Annotated in this window: 21 protein-coding genes and 1 pseudogene; 5 read left to right on the top strand and 17 right to left on the bottom strand. The window is 57.7% G+C overall.

Features of this window, described 5'->3' with window-relative positions; genetic code table 11:
• The 3 genes from DW724_RS09875 (at position 1) to DW724_RS09865 (ending at position 4,038) form a co-directional block, all read left to right on the top strand.
• On the top strand, positions 1-1,179 hold the full coding sequence (locus DW724_RS09875; protein WP_118761342.1) for a Gfo/Idh/MocA family protein: 1,179 nt from the start codon (positions 1-3) through the stop codon (positions 1,177-1,179).
• A gap of 96 nt (positions 1,180-1,275) precedes the next feature.
• Positions 1,276-2,286, top strand: a complete 1,011-nt coding sequence (locus tag DW724_RS09870) for a sugar ABC transporter substrate-binding protein (RefSeq protein WP_118761341.1) — start codon at positions 1,276-1,278, stop codon at positions 2,284-2,286.
• Between the two features lie 120 nt (positions 2,287-2,406).
• Complete coding sequence (locus tag DW724_RS09865) at positions 2,407-4,038, top strand: solute:sodium symporter family transporter (protein ID WP_118761340.1); 1,632 nt, start codon at positions 2,407-2,409, stop codon at positions 4,036-4,038.
• A gap of 106 nt (positions 4,039-4,144) precedes the next feature.
• On the opposite strand, the gene DW724_RS09860 is transcribed toward DW724_RS09865, so the two are convergent.
• The 17 genes and pseudogenes from DW724_RS09860 to DW724_RS09785 all read right to left on the bottom strand — a co-directional run bounded on the left by DW724_RS09860 (position 4,145) and on the right by DW724_RS09785 (position 16,592).
• Positions 4,145-4,759: an urease accessory protein UreD gene (locus DW724_RS09860; RefSeq protein ID WP_158580260.1), complete on the bottom strand. Its 615-nt coding sequence runs from the start codon at positions 4,757-4,759 to the stop codon at positions 4,145-4,147.
• A 139-nt stretch (positions 4,760-4,898) separates the two neighbouring features.
• A complete protein-coding gene (gene ureG / locus DW724_RS09855) occupies positions 4,899-5,444 on the bottom strand; it encodes an urease accessory protein UreG (protein ID WP_118761338.1) in 546 nt (181 codons plus the stop codon).
• Positions 5,445-5,456: 12 nt separating this feature from the next.
• Positions 5,457-6,032 (bottom strand): urease accessory protein UreE, encoded by a 576-nt coding sequence (locus DW724_RS09850; RefSeq protein WP_118761337.1) that lies wholly within the window; start codon positions 6,030-6,032, stop codon positions 5,457-5,459.
• A gap of 14 nt (positions 6,033-6,046) precedes the next feature.
• On the bottom strand, positions 6,047-7,759 hold the full coding sequence (gene ureC / locus DW724_RS09845; protein WP_118761336.1) for an urease subunit alpha: 1,713 nt from the start codon (positions 7,757-7,759) through the stop codon (positions 6,047-6,049).
• The gene (gene ureA / locus DW724_RS09840) at positions 7,756-8,451 is read right to left on the bottom strand and encodes an urease subunit gamma (protein ID WP_118761335.1); all 696 of its coding nucleotides are present in this window, start codon (positions 8,449-8,451) and stop codon (positions 7,756-7,758) included. The genes ureC and ureA overlap by 4 nt, the downstream gene beginning before the upstream one ends.
• A gap of 18 nt (positions 8,452-8,469) precedes the next feature.
• The gene (locus DW724_RS16430; RefSeq protein ID WP_442861277.1) at positions 8,470-8,637 is read right to left on the bottom strand and encodes a PDGLE domain-containing protein; all 168 of its coding nucleotides are present in this window, start codon (positions 8,635-8,637) and stop codon (positions 8,470-8,472) included.
• 38 nt (positions 8,638-8,675) lie between these two features.
• Positions 8,676-9,482 (bottom strand): response regulator, encoded by an 807-nt coding sequence (locus DW724_RS09830; RefSeq protein ID WP_118761334.1) that lies wholly within the window; start codon positions 9,480-9,482, stop codon positions 8,676-8,678.
• A complete protein-coding gene (locus DW724_RS16310; protein ID WP_118761333.1) occupies positions 9,479-10,888 on the bottom strand; it encodes an ATP-binding cassette domain-containing protein in 1,410 nt (469 codons plus the stop codon). The genes DW724_RS09830 and DW724_RS16310 overlap by 4 nt, the downstream gene beginning before the upstream one ends.
• A 3-nt stretch (positions 10,889-10,891) precedes the next feature.
• A complete protein-coding gene (locus tag DW724_RS16240) occupies positions 10,892-11,017 on the bottom strand; it encodes a hypothetical protein (RefSeq protein WP_256372141.1) in 126 nt (41 codons plus the stop codon).
• Positions 11,018-11,078: 61 nt separating this feature from the next.
• Positions 11,079-11,924 (bottom strand): annotated as a pseudogene (urtC, locus tag DW724_RS16045) (urea ABC transporter permease subunit UrtC).
• A gap of 80 nt (positions 11,925-12,004) precedes the next feature.
• On the bottom strand, positions 12,005-12,328 hold the full coding sequence (locus DW724_RS09810) for an ABC transporter permease subunit (RefSeq protein ID WP_243105729.1): 324 nt from the start codon (positions 12,326-12,328) through the stop codon (positions 12,005-12,007).
• Positions 12,300-13,247, bottom strand: coding sequence for a transporter substrate-binding protein (locus tag DW724_RS09805; RefSeq protein WP_243105728.1), 948 nt, complete (start codon positions 13,245-13,247; stop codon positions 12,300-12,302). The genes DW724_RS09810 and DW724_RS09805 overlap by 29 nt, the downstream gene beginning before the upstream one ends.
• A 307-nt stretch (positions 13,248-13,554) precedes the next feature.
• Complete coding sequence (locus DW724_RS09800; protein ID WP_158580258.1) at positions 13,555-14,751, bottom strand: cytidylate kinase family protein; 1,197 nt, start codon at positions 14,749-14,751, stop codon at positions 13,555-13,557.
• A 4-nt stretch (positions 14,752-14,755) separates the two neighbouring features.
• The gene (locus DW724_RS15450) at positions 14,756-15,184 is read right to left on the bottom strand and encodes a hypothetical protein (RefSeq protein WP_147358653.1); all 429 of its coding nucleotides are present in this window, start codon (positions 15,182-15,184) and stop codon (positions 14,756-14,758) included.
• Positions 15,129-15,833: an ATP-binding protein gene (locus DW724_RS09795; RefSeq protein WP_147358652.1), complete on the bottom strand. Its 705-nt coding sequence runs from the start codon at positions 15,831-15,833 to the stop codon at positions 15,129-15,131. Before DW724_RS09795 ends, DW724_RS15450 begins: the two co-directional genes overlap by 56 nt.
• Positions 15,719-16,264, bottom strand: a complete 546-nt coding sequence (locus DW724_RS09790) for a hypothetical protein (RefSeq protein WP_118761327.1) — start codon at positions 16,262-16,264, stop codon at positions 15,719-15,721. The genes DW724_RS09795 and DW724_RS09790 overlap by 115 nt, the downstream gene beginning before the upstream one ends.
• A 67-nt stretch (positions 16,265-16,331) precedes the next feature.
• Positions 16,332-16,592 (bottom strand): hypothetical protein, encoded by a 261-nt coding sequence (locus DW724_RS09785; protein WP_147358651.1) that lies wholly within the window; start codon positions 16,590-16,592, stop codon positions 16,332-16,334.
• 282 nt (positions 16,593-16,874) lie between these two features.
• Between DW724_RS09785 and DW724_RS15620 the strand changes: the two genes are divergently transcribed.
• Complete coding sequence (locus DW724_RS15620; RefSeq protein WP_158574371.1) at positions 16,875-17,024, top strand: hypothetical protein; 150 nt, start codon at positions 16,875-16,877, stop codon at positions 17,022-17,024.
• An 11-nt stretch (positions 17,025-17,035) separates the two neighbouring features.
• Positions 17,036-18,733, top strand: coding sequence for a recombinase family protein (locus DW724_RS09780; RefSeq protein ID WP_118761325.1), 1,698 nt, complete (start codon positions 17,036-17,038; stop codon positions 18,731-18,733).
• Positions 18,734-18,766: the final 33 nt, after the last annotated feature.

Raw genomic sequence — 18,766 nt, 5'->3', positions numbered from 1 at the left:
ATGTATTACGGTGAAAAACGAGTAGACAATCCCATTCGCTGGGGCATGGTAGGCGGCGGCCGCGGCAGCCAGATTGGCTACATCCATCGCTCGGCGGCACTGCGCGACTTCAACTTTGAACTGGTTGCCGGTGCGTTCGACATCGATCCCGAGCGCGGCAAGGACTTCGGCAAGCAGCTGCACGTTGACCCGGACCGCTGCTATCCGGACTACAAGACCATGTTTGCTGAGGAGGCCAAGCGTCCGGACGGCGTGCAGGCGGTTTCCATCGCAACGCCGAACGGCATGCACTACGAGGTCTGCAAGGCTGCTCTCGAAGCCGGTCTGCACGTTGTCTGCGAGAAGCCGCTGTGCTTCACCTCTGAACAGGCAGACGAGCTGGTCAAGCTGGCAGAAGAAAAGCACCGCGTTGTCGGCGTGACCTACGGCTATTCCGGCCATCAGCTGATCCAGCAGGCGCGCCAGATGATCAAAAACGGCGATCTCGGTGAAATCCGCGTTATCAATATGAGTTTCGCGTTCGGCGGCTACAACTTCAAGATCGAGGACAAGGTGCCGTCCGCAAAGTGGCGCTTTGACCCGTCCAAGGCAGGTCCGTCGTTCGCACTCGGTGATGTCGGCACGCACCCGCTGTTCATCATCGAGGCGATGATCCCGGATATGAAAATCGACAACCTGATGTGCACCAAGCGTTCCTTCGTTGAGGGCCGCGAGCTGGAGGACAACGCCTTCGTTATCATGAACCTCAAGGGCAGCGAAAATGTGCAGGCTGGCGCGCAGGTATACTGCTGGGCAAGCTCGATCAACAGCGGCGCACGCCACTACCACAAGATCCGCGTGGTCGGCTCCAAGGCATCCCTCGAGTGGGATGACGAGCGCCCGAACCAGATGCTGTACGAGGTAGAAGGCGAGCCGTCCCGCGTGCTCGAGCGCGGCGCAGGCTACCTGACCGACGAGGCGCGTGTCGAGGATCGTATCGGCGGCGGCCATGCCGAGGGTCTGTTCGAGGCGTGGAGCAACCTGTATGCACGTTTCGCAGTCGCTATGGCTGACGCGGACAAGGGCGCTTACGGCGACTTCTGGTATCCGGATGTCAAGGCCGGCGCACAGGGTATCAAGTGGATTGAAAAGTGCGTAGAATCCGCAAATAACGGCTCTGCTTGGGTCGATTACGAATAAAACCAACGCTGTTTTCTCAGCACCTCTCTCTTCTCTCCGGCAACTCTCTCAAAAGTAAAGAAAAAAGATAAAGAACTGATTTTGGAGGAAAAGATTATGAAAAAGAGATTACTTGCTGTATTGATGTCCAGTGCAATGCTGATGAGCGCACTCGCAGGCTGCGGCGGCAGCACCGCAAAGACAAATAACGGCGGTGACACGGCCGACCAGACCACACAGCAGGATTACCATATCAAGGTCATTCTGAAAACGCTCGCATCCGAGTACTGGCAGTATGTCGGCAACGGCTGCAAGCAGGCCGGCAAGGATTTGGGCGTAACTGTTGATGTTCTGGGTGCAAGCTCGGAGACCGCATATGACGAGCAGCTTTCCATGATCGAAACCACGCTCAGCGCGAATGACTGTGATGCAATGGTGGTTGCGCCGCTTCAGGCGGAAACCGTTGCAACACAAATTGCAAATACCGACCTGCCAATCGTGGCGATTGATACCGCCATCGACTCGGACAAGGTGCTCAGCTTTGTCGGCTTCAACAATGAGGAGCTGGCCGCAATGGGCGGCAAGGCCGCTGTTGAGGCAGCAAAGGATAAGGGCTGGGATAAGATTACCGCCATCGGCATCATGGGTGTGCAGGGCGACTCCACCTCGGAGGCACGCATTGCAGGCTTTAAGCAGGGCATTGCAGAAGCTGGCGGCGAATATCTCTCTGCGGAAACCCAGTACGCAGACGGCGTAGCCGACAAGGCTGTTACCAGCATGGAGGCCATCATTCAGGCACATCCGGAAGGCGTTGCTATCATCGTAGCTAATAACGATGATATGGCAGCCGGTGCCGCCCGTGCCGCAGCCGTATTTCCGGCATACAAGGACACCATCTTTGTCGGCGTCGGCGGCAATCTGGCGGGCATTGATGCTATTCTTGCCGGTCAGGAGACCATGACCGTCGCCGTTGACGGCTACGATGTTGGTTATCTCGGCGTGCAGGCCGCAGTCGATGCGCTCAACGGCAAAAAGCTGGACGAGTTCATTGCGACTGATGCTACCGTTGTAACGGCTGACAACGCCGCAGAACGCCGCGCTGAGGTAGAAAAGCGCCTGGGCCAGTGACCGAATCTCTGTATTCCAACGAAATAGAAATGCGGAAAACCGCCTCTTCAAAAGGGGGAGGCGGTTTTCCGCGCCCAAAAATTAGCCCACACAGTAAAAAAACAAGGGGGAAACAACAAAATGGCATTTACTGTCGCAACCTTTATCGCGTTCACCGTGCTTGTCGCGGTGCTCTCGTGGTGGAAAACACGCGATGACGACCTGTCCACCAAGGAAGGCTACTTCCTCGCAGGCCGCGGACTGCCCGGCATCGTTATCGCCGGTTCTCTGATGATGACCAATCTTTCCGCAGAACAGCTTGTCGGCACGAACGGACAGGCATTTGCGGGCAACATGAGTACGATGGCATGGGAGGCCACCTCGGCGTTCGCGCTGATCGTGCTGGCGTTCGTGTTCCTGCCCAAGCTGCTGCGCGGCGGCATCGCAACCATCCCAGAGTTCTTCGAGATGCGCTACGATACCTTCACCATGCGCCTGTTCTCGCTGCTGTTTCTGATCGCGTATGTCGTTACTATGCTGCCGACCATCTTGTATTCGGGTGCGGTCGCACTGGTTAAGATTTTTGACCTCGAGAGTATGTTCGGCATCAGCTATTTCAGCGCCATCACCATTATCTGCATCGGCACCGGCATCATCGGTATGTGTTATGCGGTATTCGGCGGCTTGAAAGCCGTTGCCTACTCGGACACCATCAATGGCGTCGGTCTGATCATCGGCGGTTTCGCTATCCCGATCCTCGGCATTCTTGCCCTCGGCGAGCTGGACGGCGGCGGCTTCATGGCCGGTCTGGATCACCTCATCTCCGCAACGCCGGAAAAGATGAACGCATGGTCCGCGCCGAATGCACTTCCGCCGGAAGTACCGTGGCCGCTGCTGCTGACCGGTATGTTCGTCAACAACCTGTTCTACTGGGCGACCAACCAGTCCATCATCCAGCGTTCTCTGGGCGGCAAAAACCTCGCTGAGAGCCAGAAGGGCGCAATCTGGGCCGGTTTCTTCAAGTGCCTTGACGTATTTGTCATCGTTCTGCCGGGCATCATCGCGTTCCAGCTGCTGGCTGCGGGCGGCCAGATGGACACCTCGGTCGGCATGGCGGCTGACCAGGCCTACCCGCTTCTCGTTATGGAAGTGCTGCCCAAGCCGCTGATGGGCTTCTTCGCAGCCGTTATGTTCGGCGCGATCCTGTCCTCGTTCAACTCGGTGCTGAATTCCGCATCCACTATCTTCACGCTGAACGTTTGGCAGCCCATCTGGGGCAAGCAGGCCTCCAACAACAAGGTTGTTAAGGTCGGCCAGATCTTCGGTACGATTGTCGGCGTGGTTTCCATCGCCATTGCACCGTTCGTTATGTTCTTCGGCACCGGCATTATGAACTTCATCAATGAGTGCTGGGGCTTCTTCTCCATGCCGCTGCTGACCGCTGTCCTGTTCGGTCTGCTGAGCAAAAAGGCGCCTGCCATCGCTCCAAAGATTGTTATTCCGATCCACATCGTGCTGTACGGTCTGACCAAGGTCATCCCGTTCTTCAGCCGGTTCCACTATCTGTATGTTGTATTCGCACTGTTCGTTCTCGAATGTATCATCTATGCAATCTGCATCAAGGTAAGTCCGCGTCAGCTGGCGTGGGAGATGCCGGATGCCAAGGTCATGGATATGACCCCCTGGAAGAGCGGCAAGGTCTGGGCGATTGCCGGTGCGGCAGTTGTTGCGATCATGTACCTTATCTTTTCGCCTCTCGGCATCGGCGCATAACGTCCGACTCCCCGTGCGCTGCTGCCGTTAGACAGCGCCGCTGTGTCCCTCCACAGTGGCGCAAAAGGCTCCTGTGTCTTATGACGCAGGAGCCTTTTGTTATTGCTCACACCAGCTGTTCAAACCGCTCAAAGAACAGGAACAGCGTATCGCCGCTCATAGCCAGCGCACGGACACATATGCCCTGCACCGCGCGGCTTGCACCGACGATACCGTCCGGCAGGATATCCTTCTGCCGCGCAAAATCAAAGATTTCGTCCTCTTTTCCGGGCGCATAGACATAAAGCACGCCCTGATGGGTAAATCCCTGCCACTGCCCCAGTCCGGTATAGCCGCGTCTCTCAGGCTGCACGAGTGTATGCTCTGCAAACACCGGTCGATTATCCAACGTGACGCGCAGCCGGTTCTCGAACCGCCGCATGGCAAACCGCTCACCGCAGCCGGTGCGTCCGCAGGTGAACACATCCGCGCACAAAAAACGGCTGTTTTTCTGCAGATTGACCGTCATGCTGCCGCGATAATCACTGCCCGCAAACGGAATGACCGGCTGCGGCAGAAAGCACACGCGCCCATTCTCTCCAACCTCGATGGAAATGTGTCTGCGTGCCTGTCTGTCTCCGGTGTTGAATACCTTCTCGAAGCCTTGTGTTCGAGCGGACACATCCGAGCCATCCCCGAACGTGTACTGCGCGTTGATGCTGTCGCCCGCGAGCAGACCCACCGAGGCCGCATCAAAATCAGGTCGGTATGCCCGCCATTGTACAGCGGCCGCATGATCTTGTACGGCGCGGTGAAATACATATCCTCGACCTGTGTGCGGCCGTTTTGCCGCGCTGTCTGTACAAAAATGCGGCTTTCCATCACTTGCCCTCGAACAGCACGTCGGATTTGATCCACGCAATGACTTTATTCAGTCCTTCTCCGCTTACCAAATTGGTAAACAGGAATTTGCGTCCCTCCCGCATGCGTGCGCTGTCGGACGCCATCACTTCCAGACTCGCCCCGACCTTGCGTGGAATTTTCTCGCCCTGCGCCACATCAATGACGTAAATAGACGCATCCGCCAAGTCCGGACTGAACGTTGCAGACAGGTTGTCGCCGCCGGACTCGATGAAGATGATCTGCACATCCGGAAACCGCTCCGCCATCTCATCCACTGCTTCCAGATTCATCGAGCAGTCCTCACGGATGGCGGTGTGCGGGCAACCGCCGGTCTCCACACCAACAATGCGCTCGGGCGGCAGACAGGAGTTCTTGATTAGAAATTCCGCATCCTCACGGGTGTAAATGTCGTTCGTGATGACGCAAATGCTGTATTCCTTGCTCATACGGCGGGTCAAACGCTCAATGCGTGCGGTTTTGCCCGATCCGACCGGACCTCCGATGCCGATTTTTACAAAGCTCATAACTGATTCTCCTCAACTCATGTACAGTCTCGAATAGAGTGTTTCGTGCTGCATGGCGAAAATGTCAAACGCCGGACCGCCTATGCCGAGCTCATCCTCGATGACGGAAAGCGCGGTTCGCACGGCGTCCAGCAGCTGCGGAAAACTCTCGCGCAGAACGCGCTGTGCTTCCAGCTGACGCAGCGGCACGCACTTGGCCGCGTGCGTCTCGTGTGCGTCAAAGCCGAGGTGCTGCAGATACAGCAGCGTCGGCTCGTCATACGGCACGGTCACGCGGTCCGGCTCGATTTTGAGCGACAAGTGCCGGTTGCCCATTTCAAAGCACAGCCGGCCCATCTCCTGCATGGAGGAAACGCGCGTTTCGATCAGCCGTGACGGTGCAATCCGCACCGCATACACCTTGCCGTTCTCCCGTGCAAGAATATCGCCATCGTGCAGCGGCTCACCGACGCACACACCGAATTCCGTACCGTCCTCGGCAGTCTTGGCGATGCGCTTCTTTTCGGTCTCGAACCACTCAAACGGAATATTGACGACGGTTTCGGTCACGCCGTCCCGTACATTGCCTAAAATATGCTCTGCGATCATGTTGCTTTTCCTCCTCAGAACAGAAAATACCGCTGTGCGAGTGCCAGTTCAGAGAACGGCTCACATGTAATCTTTTTGCCGTCCACCGTCACCGTGTAGGTCTCCGGATCGATCCGAACGTCTGCCAGCGTGTCGTTATGGCGCATATCACGCTTGTTGATGTCGCGGCAGTGCGAAACCGGAAGTACCACTCGCTCCAGTCCCAGATGTCCGGCAATGTCGTGGTCGTACGCCCACTTAGAGACGAACGTCACACAGCTTTGCGACAGTGCCTTGCCGTGTCCGCCGAACATATCGGTGTAGACCACCGGCTCAGGCGTCGGAATGGATGCATTCGCGTCTCCCATGCGTGAAGCCGTAATCGTACCGCATTTGAGCACCATTTCCGGCTTCGCGCCGAACAGCGCAGGCTGCCACAGCACCAGATCAGCCAGCTTGCCGACCTCGACCGAACCGACATACTCGGAAATGCCGTGCGTCACCGCCAGATTGATCGTGTACTTGGAGATGTAACGCTTGACGCGGTTGTTGTCGTTGCGGGCACAGTCCGTGTCCAGCGTGCCGCGCTGCTTTTTCATCTTATCTGCTGCCTGCCAGGTGCGCGTGATGACCTCGCCCACACGTCCCATCGCCTGCGAATCGCTCGACATCATGGAGAAAATGCCCATATCGTGCAGCACGTCCTCTGCCGCGATGGTTTCCGGCCGAATACGGCTATCCGCAAAGGCAATATCCTCGGGATTGGATTTGTCGATGTGGTGGCATACCATCAGCATGTCCAGATGCTCGTCGATGGTGTTGCGGGTATACGGCATGGTCGGATTGGTCGAGGACGGCAGAACGTAATCGTACGCCGATGCACGGATAATGTCCGGCGCATGACCGCCGCCTGCGCCTTCCGTTTGATAGGTGTGAATCGTACGCCCGTGAAAGGCGTTTATCGTGTCCTCGACACAGCCGGTTTCGTTGAGCGTGTCCGTGTGAATGGAAACCTGCACATCGTACCGCTCCGCGACCGACAGACAGCAGTCGATGGCGGCAGGTGTGCTTCCCCAGTCCTCGTGCAGCTTGAGACCGGCGGCACCGGCCTCGATCTGCTCGGCGAGCGGACCTGCTGTCGAGCAGTTGCCCTTGCCGAGAAACACCACGTTAATCGGTAAATCTTCCGCGCTCTGCAGCATGCGTGTAATATGAAACGCACCCGGCGTACAGGTGGTGGCGTTCGTGCCGTCTGCCGGACCGGTGCCGCCGCCGATCATGGTCGTGATACCGGAATACAGCGCCGTGCGCACCTGCGTCGGAGAAATGAAATGGATATGGCTGTCAATGCCGCCTGCGGTCAGAATCAGCCCCTCGCCTGCAATGGCCTCGGTAGATGCGCCTACGATCATGCCCGGTGTAACCCCATCCATAATATGCGGATTGCCGGACTTGCCGATGCCGGAGATTTTGCCGTCCTTAATGCCGATATCCGCCTTGTAAATGCCCGTACAGTCCACGATGAGCGCATTCGTGATAACCGTATCCAGACATTCCTTGTCCGTGTGCGTGCATGACTGTCCCATGCCGTCGCGCAGGCTTTTGCCGCCGCAGAACTTGGCCTCGTCGCCATACACGGTCAGGTCCTTTTCCACCTCGATGAGCAGTGAGGTATCGCCCAGACGCACACGGTCCCCCGTCGTTGGGCCGTACATCTGCGCGTAATCTCTGCGGGAAAGCTCGATCATTTGTCCTCGTCCTCCAATCCCAGAAAGCCCTGCCATTTTGCCTGCGCGAATGCGGTGTCGCGCACGGTAAAGTCGTCAAACGAGCCGTTCACCAGTCCGTTCAGGCCATAGCCCTCACGCGTGCCGCCGATTTTAACCAGCCGCACGGTCTTGGTCTCGCCCGGCTCAAAGCGCACGGCCGTGCCGGACGGAATGTCCAGCCGCATACCCCAGGAAACTTTGTGGTCGAACCGCAGACGCTTGTTGACCTCGAAAAAGTGAATGTGTGAGCCAACCTGTATCGGACGTTCTGCCGTACTTGTAACGCTGATTTCAACCGTTGGACGGCCTTCGTTCAGGCAGATGGTGCCGCCCTCGGTCAGCACCTCACCCGGAATGAACGCCTGTTTTGCCGGAATCGGATCGTGCACAGTCACCAGCTTGGTGCCGTCCGGGAAGGTGGCTTCGACCTGGATTTCGTGAATCATTTCAGCCACGTCGTCCATCACGTCGGCGGCGGAGAGCAGCTTTCGGCCTTCCTGCATAAGTTCTGCCACCGTTTTGCCGTCGCGTGCCATCTCGGCAATCTCACTCGAGATGTACGCAATGGTCTCCGGGTAATTCAGCTTTACACCGCGGGAACGGCGTTCCTTTGCCAGATTTCCGGCCAGATGCAGCAATAATTTATCGGTCTCGCGCGGAGTTAATCGCATGATTTTCGCTCCTTTCGGTCAGGCTGCGACTTTCGCCGTGCGCGTTAGGATTGCACCGGTCAGCACCGCAAATACAAACACAGCCGCACAGCCAATGAGACCGGCCGCACCGGAGGTCAGCGCATTTTCTACGGCACGGAATGCGTAGTCCGGCAGCAGTGTCGTTGCGGAATGTGCTTGCGATATGCATAAATAGCCCTCCTGATTTTTGTTGATTCTATGATTTATTCCTGCGGAAAATACAAAAACACAGTCGCACCGTTGTTCACTTCACCGGTCATGCGGATTTTGCCGCCTTGCCGCTCCATAATGCGCTGCGCCATCGCCAGACCGACGTCCGTGCCCTCGAATTCGCTGTTATCGTGCAGACGCTGAAAAATCCGGAACAGCCGGTCGGCGTACTGCATATCAAAGCCTGCGCCGTTGTCGCGGACGGCGATAACCGTGAAATCGTCCTCCTCGCCTGCCGTGACGGTGATCTTCGCGTTTTCACGCCCGCGTGTGAACTTAAACGCATTGCTGATGATGTTTTTCAGCAGCATGCACATAACGCTGAGCGGACTTTTCATATCGTGCGACACAGCCGAACAGAAGCGGTCCAGCTCCTTATACGCCGTGCGAAGCGCCTTGTTCTGCCGCGCAATGCGCAAATGTGCCGAAATACGCGCAAGATACTCTGCGCGTACAAACGGCTTGGGAACATAATCACAGCAGCCTGCGTCAAATCCGGCGGTAATAACCTCGGGTGCGGTCTCTGCGGTGACGAAGATTACCGGAATTTCGCTTGTCTGCCTGTTTTCCTTGATGCGGCGGCACAGCTCCAGTCCATCCATGCCCTCCATGTGGATATCGAGCACGATCAAATCCGGCCGACGCTTTTCGAGGAATGCGAGCGCCGCCCGTCCGCTTGTGGCGGCGTGCACGCGGTAGCCCTGCTGCCGCAGGATCGTGCCCGCAAACGCCAGATGGTCGGGCAGGTCGTCCACGATGAGGATATGCGCCGTGCTTTCCGACAGCTGCTCCCCGCTCATGCGGTCATCAGACGCTGAACGTGAGCGCCGTCTGCCTCAGCGGTCGTACTGCTGTAAATCAGCGCACCCTTTTCCATCGCATGCAGCTGCGTGGTGTTTTCGAGCACGAAATCCAGATACTGCTCGACCAGCAGCACAGTCAGTCCCAGTTCCTTGTTGACGCGCTGAATCGCCGTGCCGATATCCGCGCTGACGGACGGCTGAATGCCCTCGGTCGGCTCATCGAGGATGAGCACCTTCGGGTCCACGACCAACGCACGCGCAATGGCGAGCTGCTGCTGACCGCCCGAAAGATCGCCACCTCGCCGTGCGGCAAACTTCGGCAGAATGGGAAACAGATCGTAAATGTAATCCGGCACCTTGCCGTGCTTTTTCTGCGCATAGAGCGCCAACTCCAGATTTTCCTGCACGGTCATCTGCGGGAAAATATCGCGGCTCTGCGGCACATAACCCAGTCCGGCGGCGGCTCGCTCGTAGGTCGGACGGCGGATAATATCCTCGCCGTCCAGTTCGATCGCGCCGTGCGGCGTTTTCACCAGACCCATGATGCTCTTGAGCGTGGTGGACTTGCCCACGCCGTTTCGCCCGATCAGACCGACGATCTCGCCCTTGGGTACGTCGAGCGTCAGCCCGCTCACGATACAGCTTTCGCCGTAGCAGCTTTCCAGTCCTCGAATTTTCAGCATTGTTTTCACGTCCTTTCGCTCAGCTTGCGGCCTTGCCGCGTCCCAGATAGACGCCTGCACGGTCGCATCGGCCAGCACCTCGTCCACCGTGCCCTCGGTGAGCACCTTGCCCTCGTGCAGCACGGTTACGATGTCCGCCGCCTGCCGCACAAAGTCCATGTCGTGCTCAATGACGATGATGGTGCACCCCTTTTGAATCTCACGCAGGATTTCGCCGGTTTTGAACGTTTCCGGCTTGCCCATGCCTGCCGCCGGTTCATCGAGCATGATGATCTCCGGCTGCTGCACAAGCTGCATGCCAATCTCGAGCCACTGCTTCTGACCGTGCGCCAGAGAACCCGCCCGCGTCTGCGCCTTGTCGAGCAGACCGACCTTATCGAGCACGCGGTCGATCTGCGCCAACTCGTCTGCTGTCGGTCTGCCGAACACGCTCGGCACTTGAAACTTGCGGCCGACACCCTCGCGGACGATTTTATACTCCGGCATACCGGTCAGGCGCACATCCGCGCGGCTCTCCGGATGGAAGATAACGCTGCCTGCGGTCGGCTTGGTCTTGCCGCAGATGATATCGAGCAGCGTGGTCTTGCCTGCGCCGTTCGGTCCGATGAAAAAGTGGATGGAGTGCCGCTTGACGGCGGCATTGACCTCGGTCAGCGCGTAAAAGCCGTCAAAGCAGACCGAAATATCCTTGATATCCAGCACTGTGCTGTTTCCTGCCATGATTTATGCTCCTTTCTGCGCCTTCTGCGTCAAATCGACCTTGGGCTTGCGTTCCTTGTGCAGCAGCACCGGAATCTGCTCGCAGAACAGACCGACCAGACCGCCCTTCATAAACAGGATGGTCAGCACGAACACTGCACCGATGATGTACTGCCATACATCAACCAGTCCGCCGGAGGACAGGTTGTACTCACACAGATTGATGAGAAACGCGCCCGATGATGGTGCCTCGTCCGCCGACAGCGACCCATATAACCATGGTGATGGAGTACGAAATGGTCATCTGCGACGGCGTGATCGAGCCGTTGAAGTTGACGAACACCGCGCCTGCCACAGCCGCCATGATGGCAGAGAGCACATACGCGAAGGTTTTGTAATGGCTGACCTGATAGCCGGAAAAGTAGGTGCGATTCTCACCGTCGCGGATGGCGACAAGCAGCTTGCCGAACTTGCGCGTGGTGAGGAAACGGCAGAGCGCGTAGGTGAGCACCATCAGCAGCAGCGCACCGTAGAACAGCAGGAACATGTTGCCGCGGTTTTTCTCGCCGCGGATGCTGCCGAGCACAGTCTGGATCTCCGTGATGCCGACATTGCCGTTCGTGTACGGCGACAGCGCGATGAAGATGGAGTACGCCGCCCAGGTCAATGCCTGCGAAATGATGGAGAACTACACGCCCTTGACGCGGTTTTTGAAGATAAAGCAGCCGATCAGGCCGGAAACGACAGTCGGCACGATAAACAGCATAACAATCGCACCCGGAAGATTCTGAAACGGCTTCCAGATCATTGGCAGCTCGGTCAGCCCGCCGACATGCATGAAATCCGTGATGCTGCCGCCGGTCGCCTGCAATTTCAGGTACATCGCCATCGCGTAGCCGCCGAGTGCGAAATACAGGCCGTGGCCAAGCGACAGAATGCCGGTGTAGCCCCAGATGAGGTCAAGTCCCATAGCCACAATGGCAAACGCAATGCACTTGCCGAGGTACAGGATGGTCGAGCTTGCCGTCAGCACGCCGCTTTGCAGCAGCAGCGGCATGGCCGCCAGCACGGCAACAATTACGGCAAGGCATAGATTCATGCCCTGCTTTTTGAGCAGTTTCATCGGTTTCTCCCTCCTTAATCATCCAGACTGCGGCTGCGAATGGTGAACAGACCCTGCGGACGCTTCTGCAGGAATACGATCACAAGCAGCAACACGATTGCCTTGGCAATGGTTGCCGAGGTATAGTTTTCTGCAAAAATACTTGCGCCGCCAATAGCCGTCGAGCCTACGACCGTACCAAGCAGGAACGTCGCCGCAAAGGCGAGCGGCAGCGCTGCGATGTAGTACCAGTCGCGCATGGAGCTTGGCAGAAATGCCGCGAACAGCTGCTGGGTGACGTAGGTCATGTATGCGCCGATCATGACGAACTCACCATGCGCCATGTTGATGACGCGCATCAGTCCGAACGTGATGGCAAGTCCGAGCGAGGTCAGCAGGATAGTAGTTCCAGGAAACCATGTGCCCCTTGAGGATGTCTGCGCCGATGGTAGCTACCTCCTCCTCTGCAATGGAGAATGACATGGTCGGATAGGTTTCTGCGGTGTAGTTCTTCTCACTCATCTGCTTGAAGAAGGAAACGTTGCCGGTGCCGTTCAGGGTGTTAATGATAATATCCGGCTTCGCGGCCTCGATCTTGGCGATGATAGCGGCAAAATCGGTCTGATCCATGTCGGCGTATTCCTCACCGACTACATTCGCGCCTGCGGCCTTGACCTGCGCCTCGATGATCATATTCGCGGTGCGCGGGAACACATAGTCCGAGCCGAGCAGGAAGAATTTCTTGTAGCCCTTATCGAGCAGATACTTGATGGCCGGAACGATCTGCTGGTTGGGTGCTGCGCCCGTGTACACAATGTTCGGCGAGGACTCCATGCCCTCATATTGTACCGGATACCACAGCAGTGCGTCGTAGTCCTCAACGATCGGCTTTACCGCCTTACGCGAGGAGGAGGTCCAGCAGCCGAAGATGGTCGCTACGCCATCGCTGTCGATCAGCTTTTCGGCCTTGGCAGCAAAGGTGGAAGGCTGGGATGCGCCGTCCTCCTCGACGTACGCAATCTGGCAGCCGTTGATGCCGCCGGCCTTGTTGATCTCGTCGATGGCAAGCACCTCCGCGTCACGCACGGACATTTCGGAAATCGCCATTGAGCCGGTCAGCGAGTGCAGCAGGCCGACCTTTACAGTGCCACCGTCCGCGGAGGAATCCGCGCTGTCTGCCGCCGGTGCAGAGGAACCGCCGCCGCAGGCGGTCATGGTTGCCAGCAGTGCGGCGCAAACCGCGCCTGCCGAAAGTCTGTGAAGCAGGGAATAATTCATATAAAATCTCTCCTTTACTGGATTGGTTTACGAATTTGAGAATGAAAAAAAGCCGACCCGCACAGCACCTGCCGTCCCGGATCGACCCCATTGTCGAATCTTGTTTACTTAGGGCAATACCGCATAATTGGACAAGAGCGATTTGCGAGTAAATTTTGCGTACTGACGAGGCACGGTTTTGCGGTAATACTTGACGTATTACCGTGAAATCTCGGCAGCGCGGACGGAACTCGCGCAAGGAACCGAAGCCAAAGTCAGGGCACAAAATTTCCGAAAAGCGCCGCAGCTTTAATTGTGCGGTGTTGCCTTAGTATAAAGCGTCCTCACCGAACTTGATGCGCGCCGCCTGAATGATCAGCCGCGCCGCGTCCTCGCGCGACAGCCTGCCGGTGTTCACCGTCAGGTCATACAGCGTGGGATTGGTCCAGTCGTCGCCGCCGGTGTAGTATTTGTAATACTCTGCGCGGTACTGATCGGTTTTGACGATCAATTTGTTTGCCTGTTCTGCGGTTACGCCGGATTTCTGCATGATAGACTCCACGCAGGTCTTGCGCGGCGCTTCCACATACACGCTGAGCACGTTTGCCCGATCCCGCAGGATATGGTTGGCGCACTTGCCGATGATGATGCACGGCTTTGATTTTGCCAGTTCTCTGATGATCCATGCCTGAATGCGAAACAGATTGTCGTCAGAAACAAACTTGCGGTCGCTCGGCGCATACGCGCGGTCGATATCCGGCGCTTTGCGAATGAGCCGCAGCAGACTCGGCCTGCAGCCCGTGATGTCCTGAAAGATGCGCGTGAAGTAGTCCGGCGAGGCAAAACCAAGCCGTTCGCTGATCTCGCCAGCCTTGTCCGTGCTTTCTCGCAGCAGCTGCCTTGCATACGCCACCCGCACCTGATTGTACAGCGCACCGAACGCCATTCCGGTATAACTGCGGCACTGCTTGCCGAAATAGTCCTTGCTCAGCCCGAGATGCTCGGCGGCCTGCTCCATCGTGATCACGCCATTCAGGTGTGCCGCCAGAAACGCTGCCAGCGTGTGCACAAAGCCGTCCTCCTGCACCGGAATGCCGAGAGTCTCGAAGGTTTCGCGCACGAGCGCGTACTGGCTGTCCTCGTCCGTGTGCGCCGAGAGCGACTGCGCCGCGCGGCTCAGTACGGCGTTCAGTTGTTTCTCGCGGAAGGGTTTTACGATGTAGTCGAACGCACCAAGCACCAGTCCTTCCCTTGCGTACTCAAACTCGCCGTAGGAGCTGACCAGAATGACCGGCGTCTGTATCCCGCGTCGGCGCAGCTCGCGCAATAACTCCAGACCGTCGATGAACGGCATACGGATGTCGGTCACAATGAGGTCGAAACGCTCCTTGTCCATCTGCTCGAGCGCCTGCTTGCCGTTGACGGCCTGCGCCGCCAGACAAACCCCATTCTCCTGCCATGCGTGCATGTGCGCATACACATAGCGCAGCGCCTCATCGTCCTCGACCAGTAAAATGCGATACATGTCCTCACTCCTCTTTTTCGTCCAGCAGCTTCGCCGCTCGTTCAAAATCATAGCGCTCGAGCGCTTCCGACAGCCGCGCAAACCGCTCGGGCGGCATGGTATGCCGCAGGCTGCTGCCATGCTGCTCGAACCACTGCACGGCGGAGAAATCGTAGTTTTCCACCAGCTTTTTCAGCTTTCTGGCGGCCTGTTCCATCGGTTTTCCGAGCGGTTCGGTCTGGGTTTCCGCAAACGACCGCAGCTCCTCTATCGTGCGGTCGAACACCTCGGTAAACTGCGGCAGCGTGTTCATTCTGCCGTGGTGCACCTCGTCGAGCAGCACACGGCTGGCACCCGACAGCGCGTCGCACCCAAGGTTGCCCGCAAGTCCGATGAGATCATGCAGCAGCGCACGCGCGTTCGCGGGACGGCCATGCTCCAGATGCAGCCGCACATACTCCGCCGAGCAGCTGTGCGCCCGCAGAAACCGGCTCCGCCAATGCAAAATCCATTGCAAACCGGAATGTCGAACCGAGGCCTTCCCTGCTCTCAAGTGTCAGCTTGTGCGTGCCCCTGCTCGCTGTTTCCACAATGCGCCGCACGATAACCAGTCCCAGACCGGCACCGCCGTACTTGCGTGTCACGCTGCTGTCTGCCTGCTCGAATGGCTCGAAGATACGCGCCTGATCCTCGTCACGGATGCCGATGCCGGTATCTGCGACCGCAAACGCAATGGTGACACCATTTTCATCCTGCTGCACGGTCTTGGCGGCGATGGTGACGCTGCCGTGCTCGGTGAACTTGACCGCGTTGCCTGCCAAATTGACCAGCACCTGCCGCAGACGGGTCGGGTCGCCGCTGACAGCCTGCGGCAGCTTTCCCTGAATATCCAATTTCAGCGTCAACCCCTTTTGACGCGCGCTGTGCTCGAGCATATCGCGCGCGGCGTGCAGCAGCGCCGTCGGGTCGAACACGACCGCCTCAAACGTCAGCGCGCCTGCTTCGATCTTGGAGCTGTCCGGCGGTTTTCCAGTTCGCGTTCCAGTGTCGCCCGCAGACGGTTGAACATCTGTCCGAACCGGTACGGTTCGCTCGCGCCACACGGCATAACGCACACCCGCATCCGATCTGCTGCCGCACCGGAGAGCGCATCCGTGTACCGGCGCAGCGGCACGATATACAGCCGCATCAGCAGCCACAGCACCGCTGCAATCAGCACCAGTGAGCACAGCAGACAGAAAATCTGCACCTCGGAGGCGGTGCGGCGTCCGGCGGTCGCGCGTGCGACTTCGTTTTTTAAACGATCTGAGGTCTGCTGCCGGAACTGCTCGATGGGCGACATAATTTCATACTTGGCCCGCTCATACGCCGCATCGTACAGGATTTGACGGGCGGTTTCGCGCTTTTGCACAGCGGAAAGCACAGTATCTGCACCGGAAAGCGGTGTTTCCGTCACACGGGTGACGTAGCTGTGCAGCGGCTCGTCCGGAAAATCATCTGCATTTTGCTCTGCCGCAGCGAGAATCAGGTGCATGGAACGGGTCTCGGTGTCGATGAGCAGATCCGAGCAGCGCTTGGCCTGCGCCAGAAGCGCGGCTTCTTCATCCGGCAGCTGATCGTTTTTCCAGTGTCTGAATTACCGCGTCTCGCTGTCTGGTGGCAAGAACCTCGGTCCAATAGTTGTTCAAATGGGTGATATCCTCGGTTTCGGCATACGCGCGGACCTCATTTGTCAGCAGGTCGGATGCATCGGCAAGCTGCTGCCCCAGCGCAATGAGAGACACCAGTTCATCCTTCGCCTGCGCCTCCTGCTGCACGCAGTCCACCATGTAGCGATTGCTGCCCAGCAGAATGCAGAGCACCGCCGCAAACGCACAAATAAAAAGAGCAAAGGCACTGTGAAGCACCTTTGCTCGATTGCTGCATATCATAACCATATCTATGTGAAAAAGTCAAGTGCGTGCACAGTCACACAGTCCGCGCCGAAAACGGTTCTGCATAAGCCGAACAAGGTGAAAAACAGTGTCATGAAATACTTTCGAGACGTTTATCCATCGCGCCTTGTATTGATATATTATTTATACATATTTATGGTTAAACCGCCCGCATCACGGCAATCCTAACTACCAGAAGGAGGAATTTCCATGACCAACAACTTTCAGTGTGCACAGATCTACCAGATTCTTGCGCTCAACGACGAAATGCTGAAGAGCGGCTGCATCACCCGCGACGAGCACGATTTTGTCCGCCATGTGCAGACGGACAAGCTGACCCGGCTGCACAGCACGCCGTAAGGAGCCGCCCAATGGACGTCCGCAGACTGGACGAAATGCAGGCACAGGGCCGCAGCATTTTCGATACCGAGCTTGCTGTGGCGTACTACGCCCGCGTTTCGACCGACAAAGACGAGCAGATCAACAGTCTCGGCAACCAGAAACGCTATTTTGAGGACTATATCGCCGCAAATCCGCACTGGACATTCGCCGGAGGCTATGTGGATGAGGGCATCAGCGGCACGTCTGTCGAGGGACGTGAGCAGTTTCTCAAGATGATCGAGGACGCGAAACGCGGCCGCTTTGACCTCATCGTCACCAAGGAAATCAGCCGTTTCGCCAGAAATACACTCGACAGCCTGCGCTACACGCGTGAGCTGCTGCGCTGCGGCGTAGGCGTGTACTTTCAGAACGACAACATCAACACCTTTGACAAGGATGCCGAACTGCGGCTCACCATCATGTCCTCCATCGCGCAGGACGAGGTGCGCAAGCTGTCCGAGCGCACGCGCTTCGGCTTTAAGCGGGCGCAGGAGAACAGCGTGCTGCTCGGACAGAACAATCTGTTCGGGTACAACAAGGTTGACGGGCGATTGGAGATTGTCGAGCCGGAAGCCGCCGTCGTCCGCGAGGTGTTCGAGCGCTATGCCGCCGGGGATCTCGGTCTTCGCGCCATTGCCAACGACCTGGACAGCCGCGGTGTACGCGGACGGCAGGGCAAGCCGCTTACCTACTCCACGCTGTACGGCATGATACGCAACCCGAAATACAAGGGCTGCTATGCCGGTCGGCGGTACGCCTCGCGCGACTACCGCGACAAGCGCAGCTACCGCCTGAGTGCAGACAAATGGCTCGTGCATGAGGACGACCGTGTGCCTGCCATCGTGCCCGAAGCACTGTGGGAGCAGGCTAACCGTCTGCTTGCCTCACGCGGCAAGACCATGAAGGCGCACGCGCAGGCATCCCAGAATCGCTACGCCTACAGCGGCAAGCTGATCTGTGCCAGGCACGGCACAACTTTCCACAGGCATGTGTATAAAAGCAAAAGCCGCGGCGAAATGGAGTGCTGGAACTGCAGGCTGTACCGCGAAAAGGGCAAAACCGGCGGCTGCAATTCCCCGACGGTTTACAGCCACGAGCTGGACCGCATTTTGGAGCGCGTATTCGAGCAGGTGACAGACGAGCGCTCAGCCGCCGTGCAGGAGTACATCGACAATCTCCGCGCCTTTGCCGCACAGCAGGACAACGCACCTGCCCTTGCTCAAGTCGAGCAGGAAATCGAAACCGTCACCAAACGCAAGGACAAGCTGCTCGATCTGGTGCTTGCGGGTGCGCTCTCCAACGACGAGTTCAAGCAGCGCAATGAGACCTGCAACGAGCAGCTTGCCGCCCTCGAGCAGCAGCGAACAGAACTACAGAACGCAGACAAGACACTAGAAGAACGTATCCGGCGAGTGGAAAACCTACGCCGCACCATCGAGGAACGGTGGCAGATGAGCTGCGGGTTCTCGCGCGAGATGTCCAAGGCGCTCGTTGACCATATCGTCGTTGACTCGGACGAGAGCAAAACCCGTATCTCGCTCGATATTTTCCTCACCACCGGTGCAGAGCCGATCGTATCTGAGACGCAAACCTCTAACGCGCAGCTGCAAATGCGCTTTCAGCGGGCGCGGTCCGGTTATCAGGGTGAGTACACGGTGACGTATCTCGTGCGCTGGCATTTGGAATAAAAAGCAGTGATACCTTTCCAATTGGGAAGCATA

Source organism: Butyricicoccus sp. AM27-36 (assembly GCF_003480945.1).
Classification (GTDB): Bacteria; Bacillota; Clostridia; order Oscillospirales; family Butyricicoccaceae; genus Agathobaculum; species Agathobaculum butyriciproducens.
The sequence above is the reverse complement of the archived record's forward strand: the minus strand, read 5'-3'. Positions and strand labels throughout refer to the sequence as shown.

Bases quoted from the DNA above. Each gene is read 5' to 3' on its own strand.
- DW724_RS09875 (WP_118761342.1), top strand. From the start codon at position 1: ATGTATTACGGTGAAAAACGAGTAGACAATCCCATTCGCTGGGGCATG.
- DW724_RS09870 (WP_118761341.1), top strand. From the start codon at position 1,276: ATGAAAAAGAGATTACTTGCTGTATTGATGTCCAGTGCAATGCTGATG.
- DW724_RS09865 (WP_118761340.1), top strand. From the start codon at position 2,407: ATGGCATTTACTGTCGCAACCTTTATCGCGTTCACCGTGCTTGTCGCG.
- ureG (WP_118761338.1), bottom strand. From the start codon at position 5,444: ATGAGCTTTGTAAAAATCGGCATCGGAGGTCCGGTCGGATCGGGCAAA.
- DW724_RS09850 (WP_118761337.1), bottom strand. From the start codon at position 6,032: ATGATCGCAGAGCATATTTTAGGCAATGTACGGGACGGCGTGACCGAA.
- ureC (WP_118761336.1), bottom strand. From the start codon at position 7,759: ATGATCGAGCTTTCCCGCAGAGATTACGCGCAGATGTACGGCCCAACG.
- ureA (WP_118761335.1), bottom strand. From the start codon at position 8,451: ATGCGATTAACTCCGCGCGAGACCGATAAATTATTGCTGCATCTGGCC.
- DW724_RS09830 (WP_118761334.1), bottom strand. From the start codon at position 9,482: ATGAGCGGGGAGCAGCTGTCGGAAAGCACGGCGCATATCCTCATCGTG.
- DW724_RS16310 (WP_118761333.1), bottom strand. From the start codon at position 10,888: ATGGCAGGAAACAGCACAGTGCTGGATATCAAGGATATTTCGGTCTGC.
- DW724_RS09810 (WP_243105729.1), bottom strand. From the start codon at position 12,328: ATGCGCGTCATCAACATGGCGCATGGTGAGTTCGTCATGATCGGCGCA.
- DW724_RS09805 (WP_243105728.1), bottom strand. From the start codon at position 13,247: ATGAATTATTCCCTGCTTCACAGACTTTCGGCAGGCGCGGTTTGCGCC.
- DW724_RS09800 (WP_158580258.1), bottom strand. From the start codon at position 14,751: ATGTATCGCATTTTACTGGTCGAGGACGATGAGGCGCTGCGCTATGTG.
- DW724_RS09790 (WP_118761327.1), bottom strand. From the start codon at position 16,264: ATGCACCTGATTCTCGCTGCGGCAGAGCAAAATGCAGATGATTTTCCG.
- DW724_RS15620 (WP_158574371.1), top strand. From the start codon at position 16,875: ATGACCAACAACTTTCAGTGTGCACAGATCTACCAGATTCTTGCGCTC.
- DW724_RS09780 (WP_118761325.1), top strand. From the start codon at position 17,036: ATGGACGTCCGCAGACTGGACGAAATGCAGGCACAGGGCCGCAGCATT.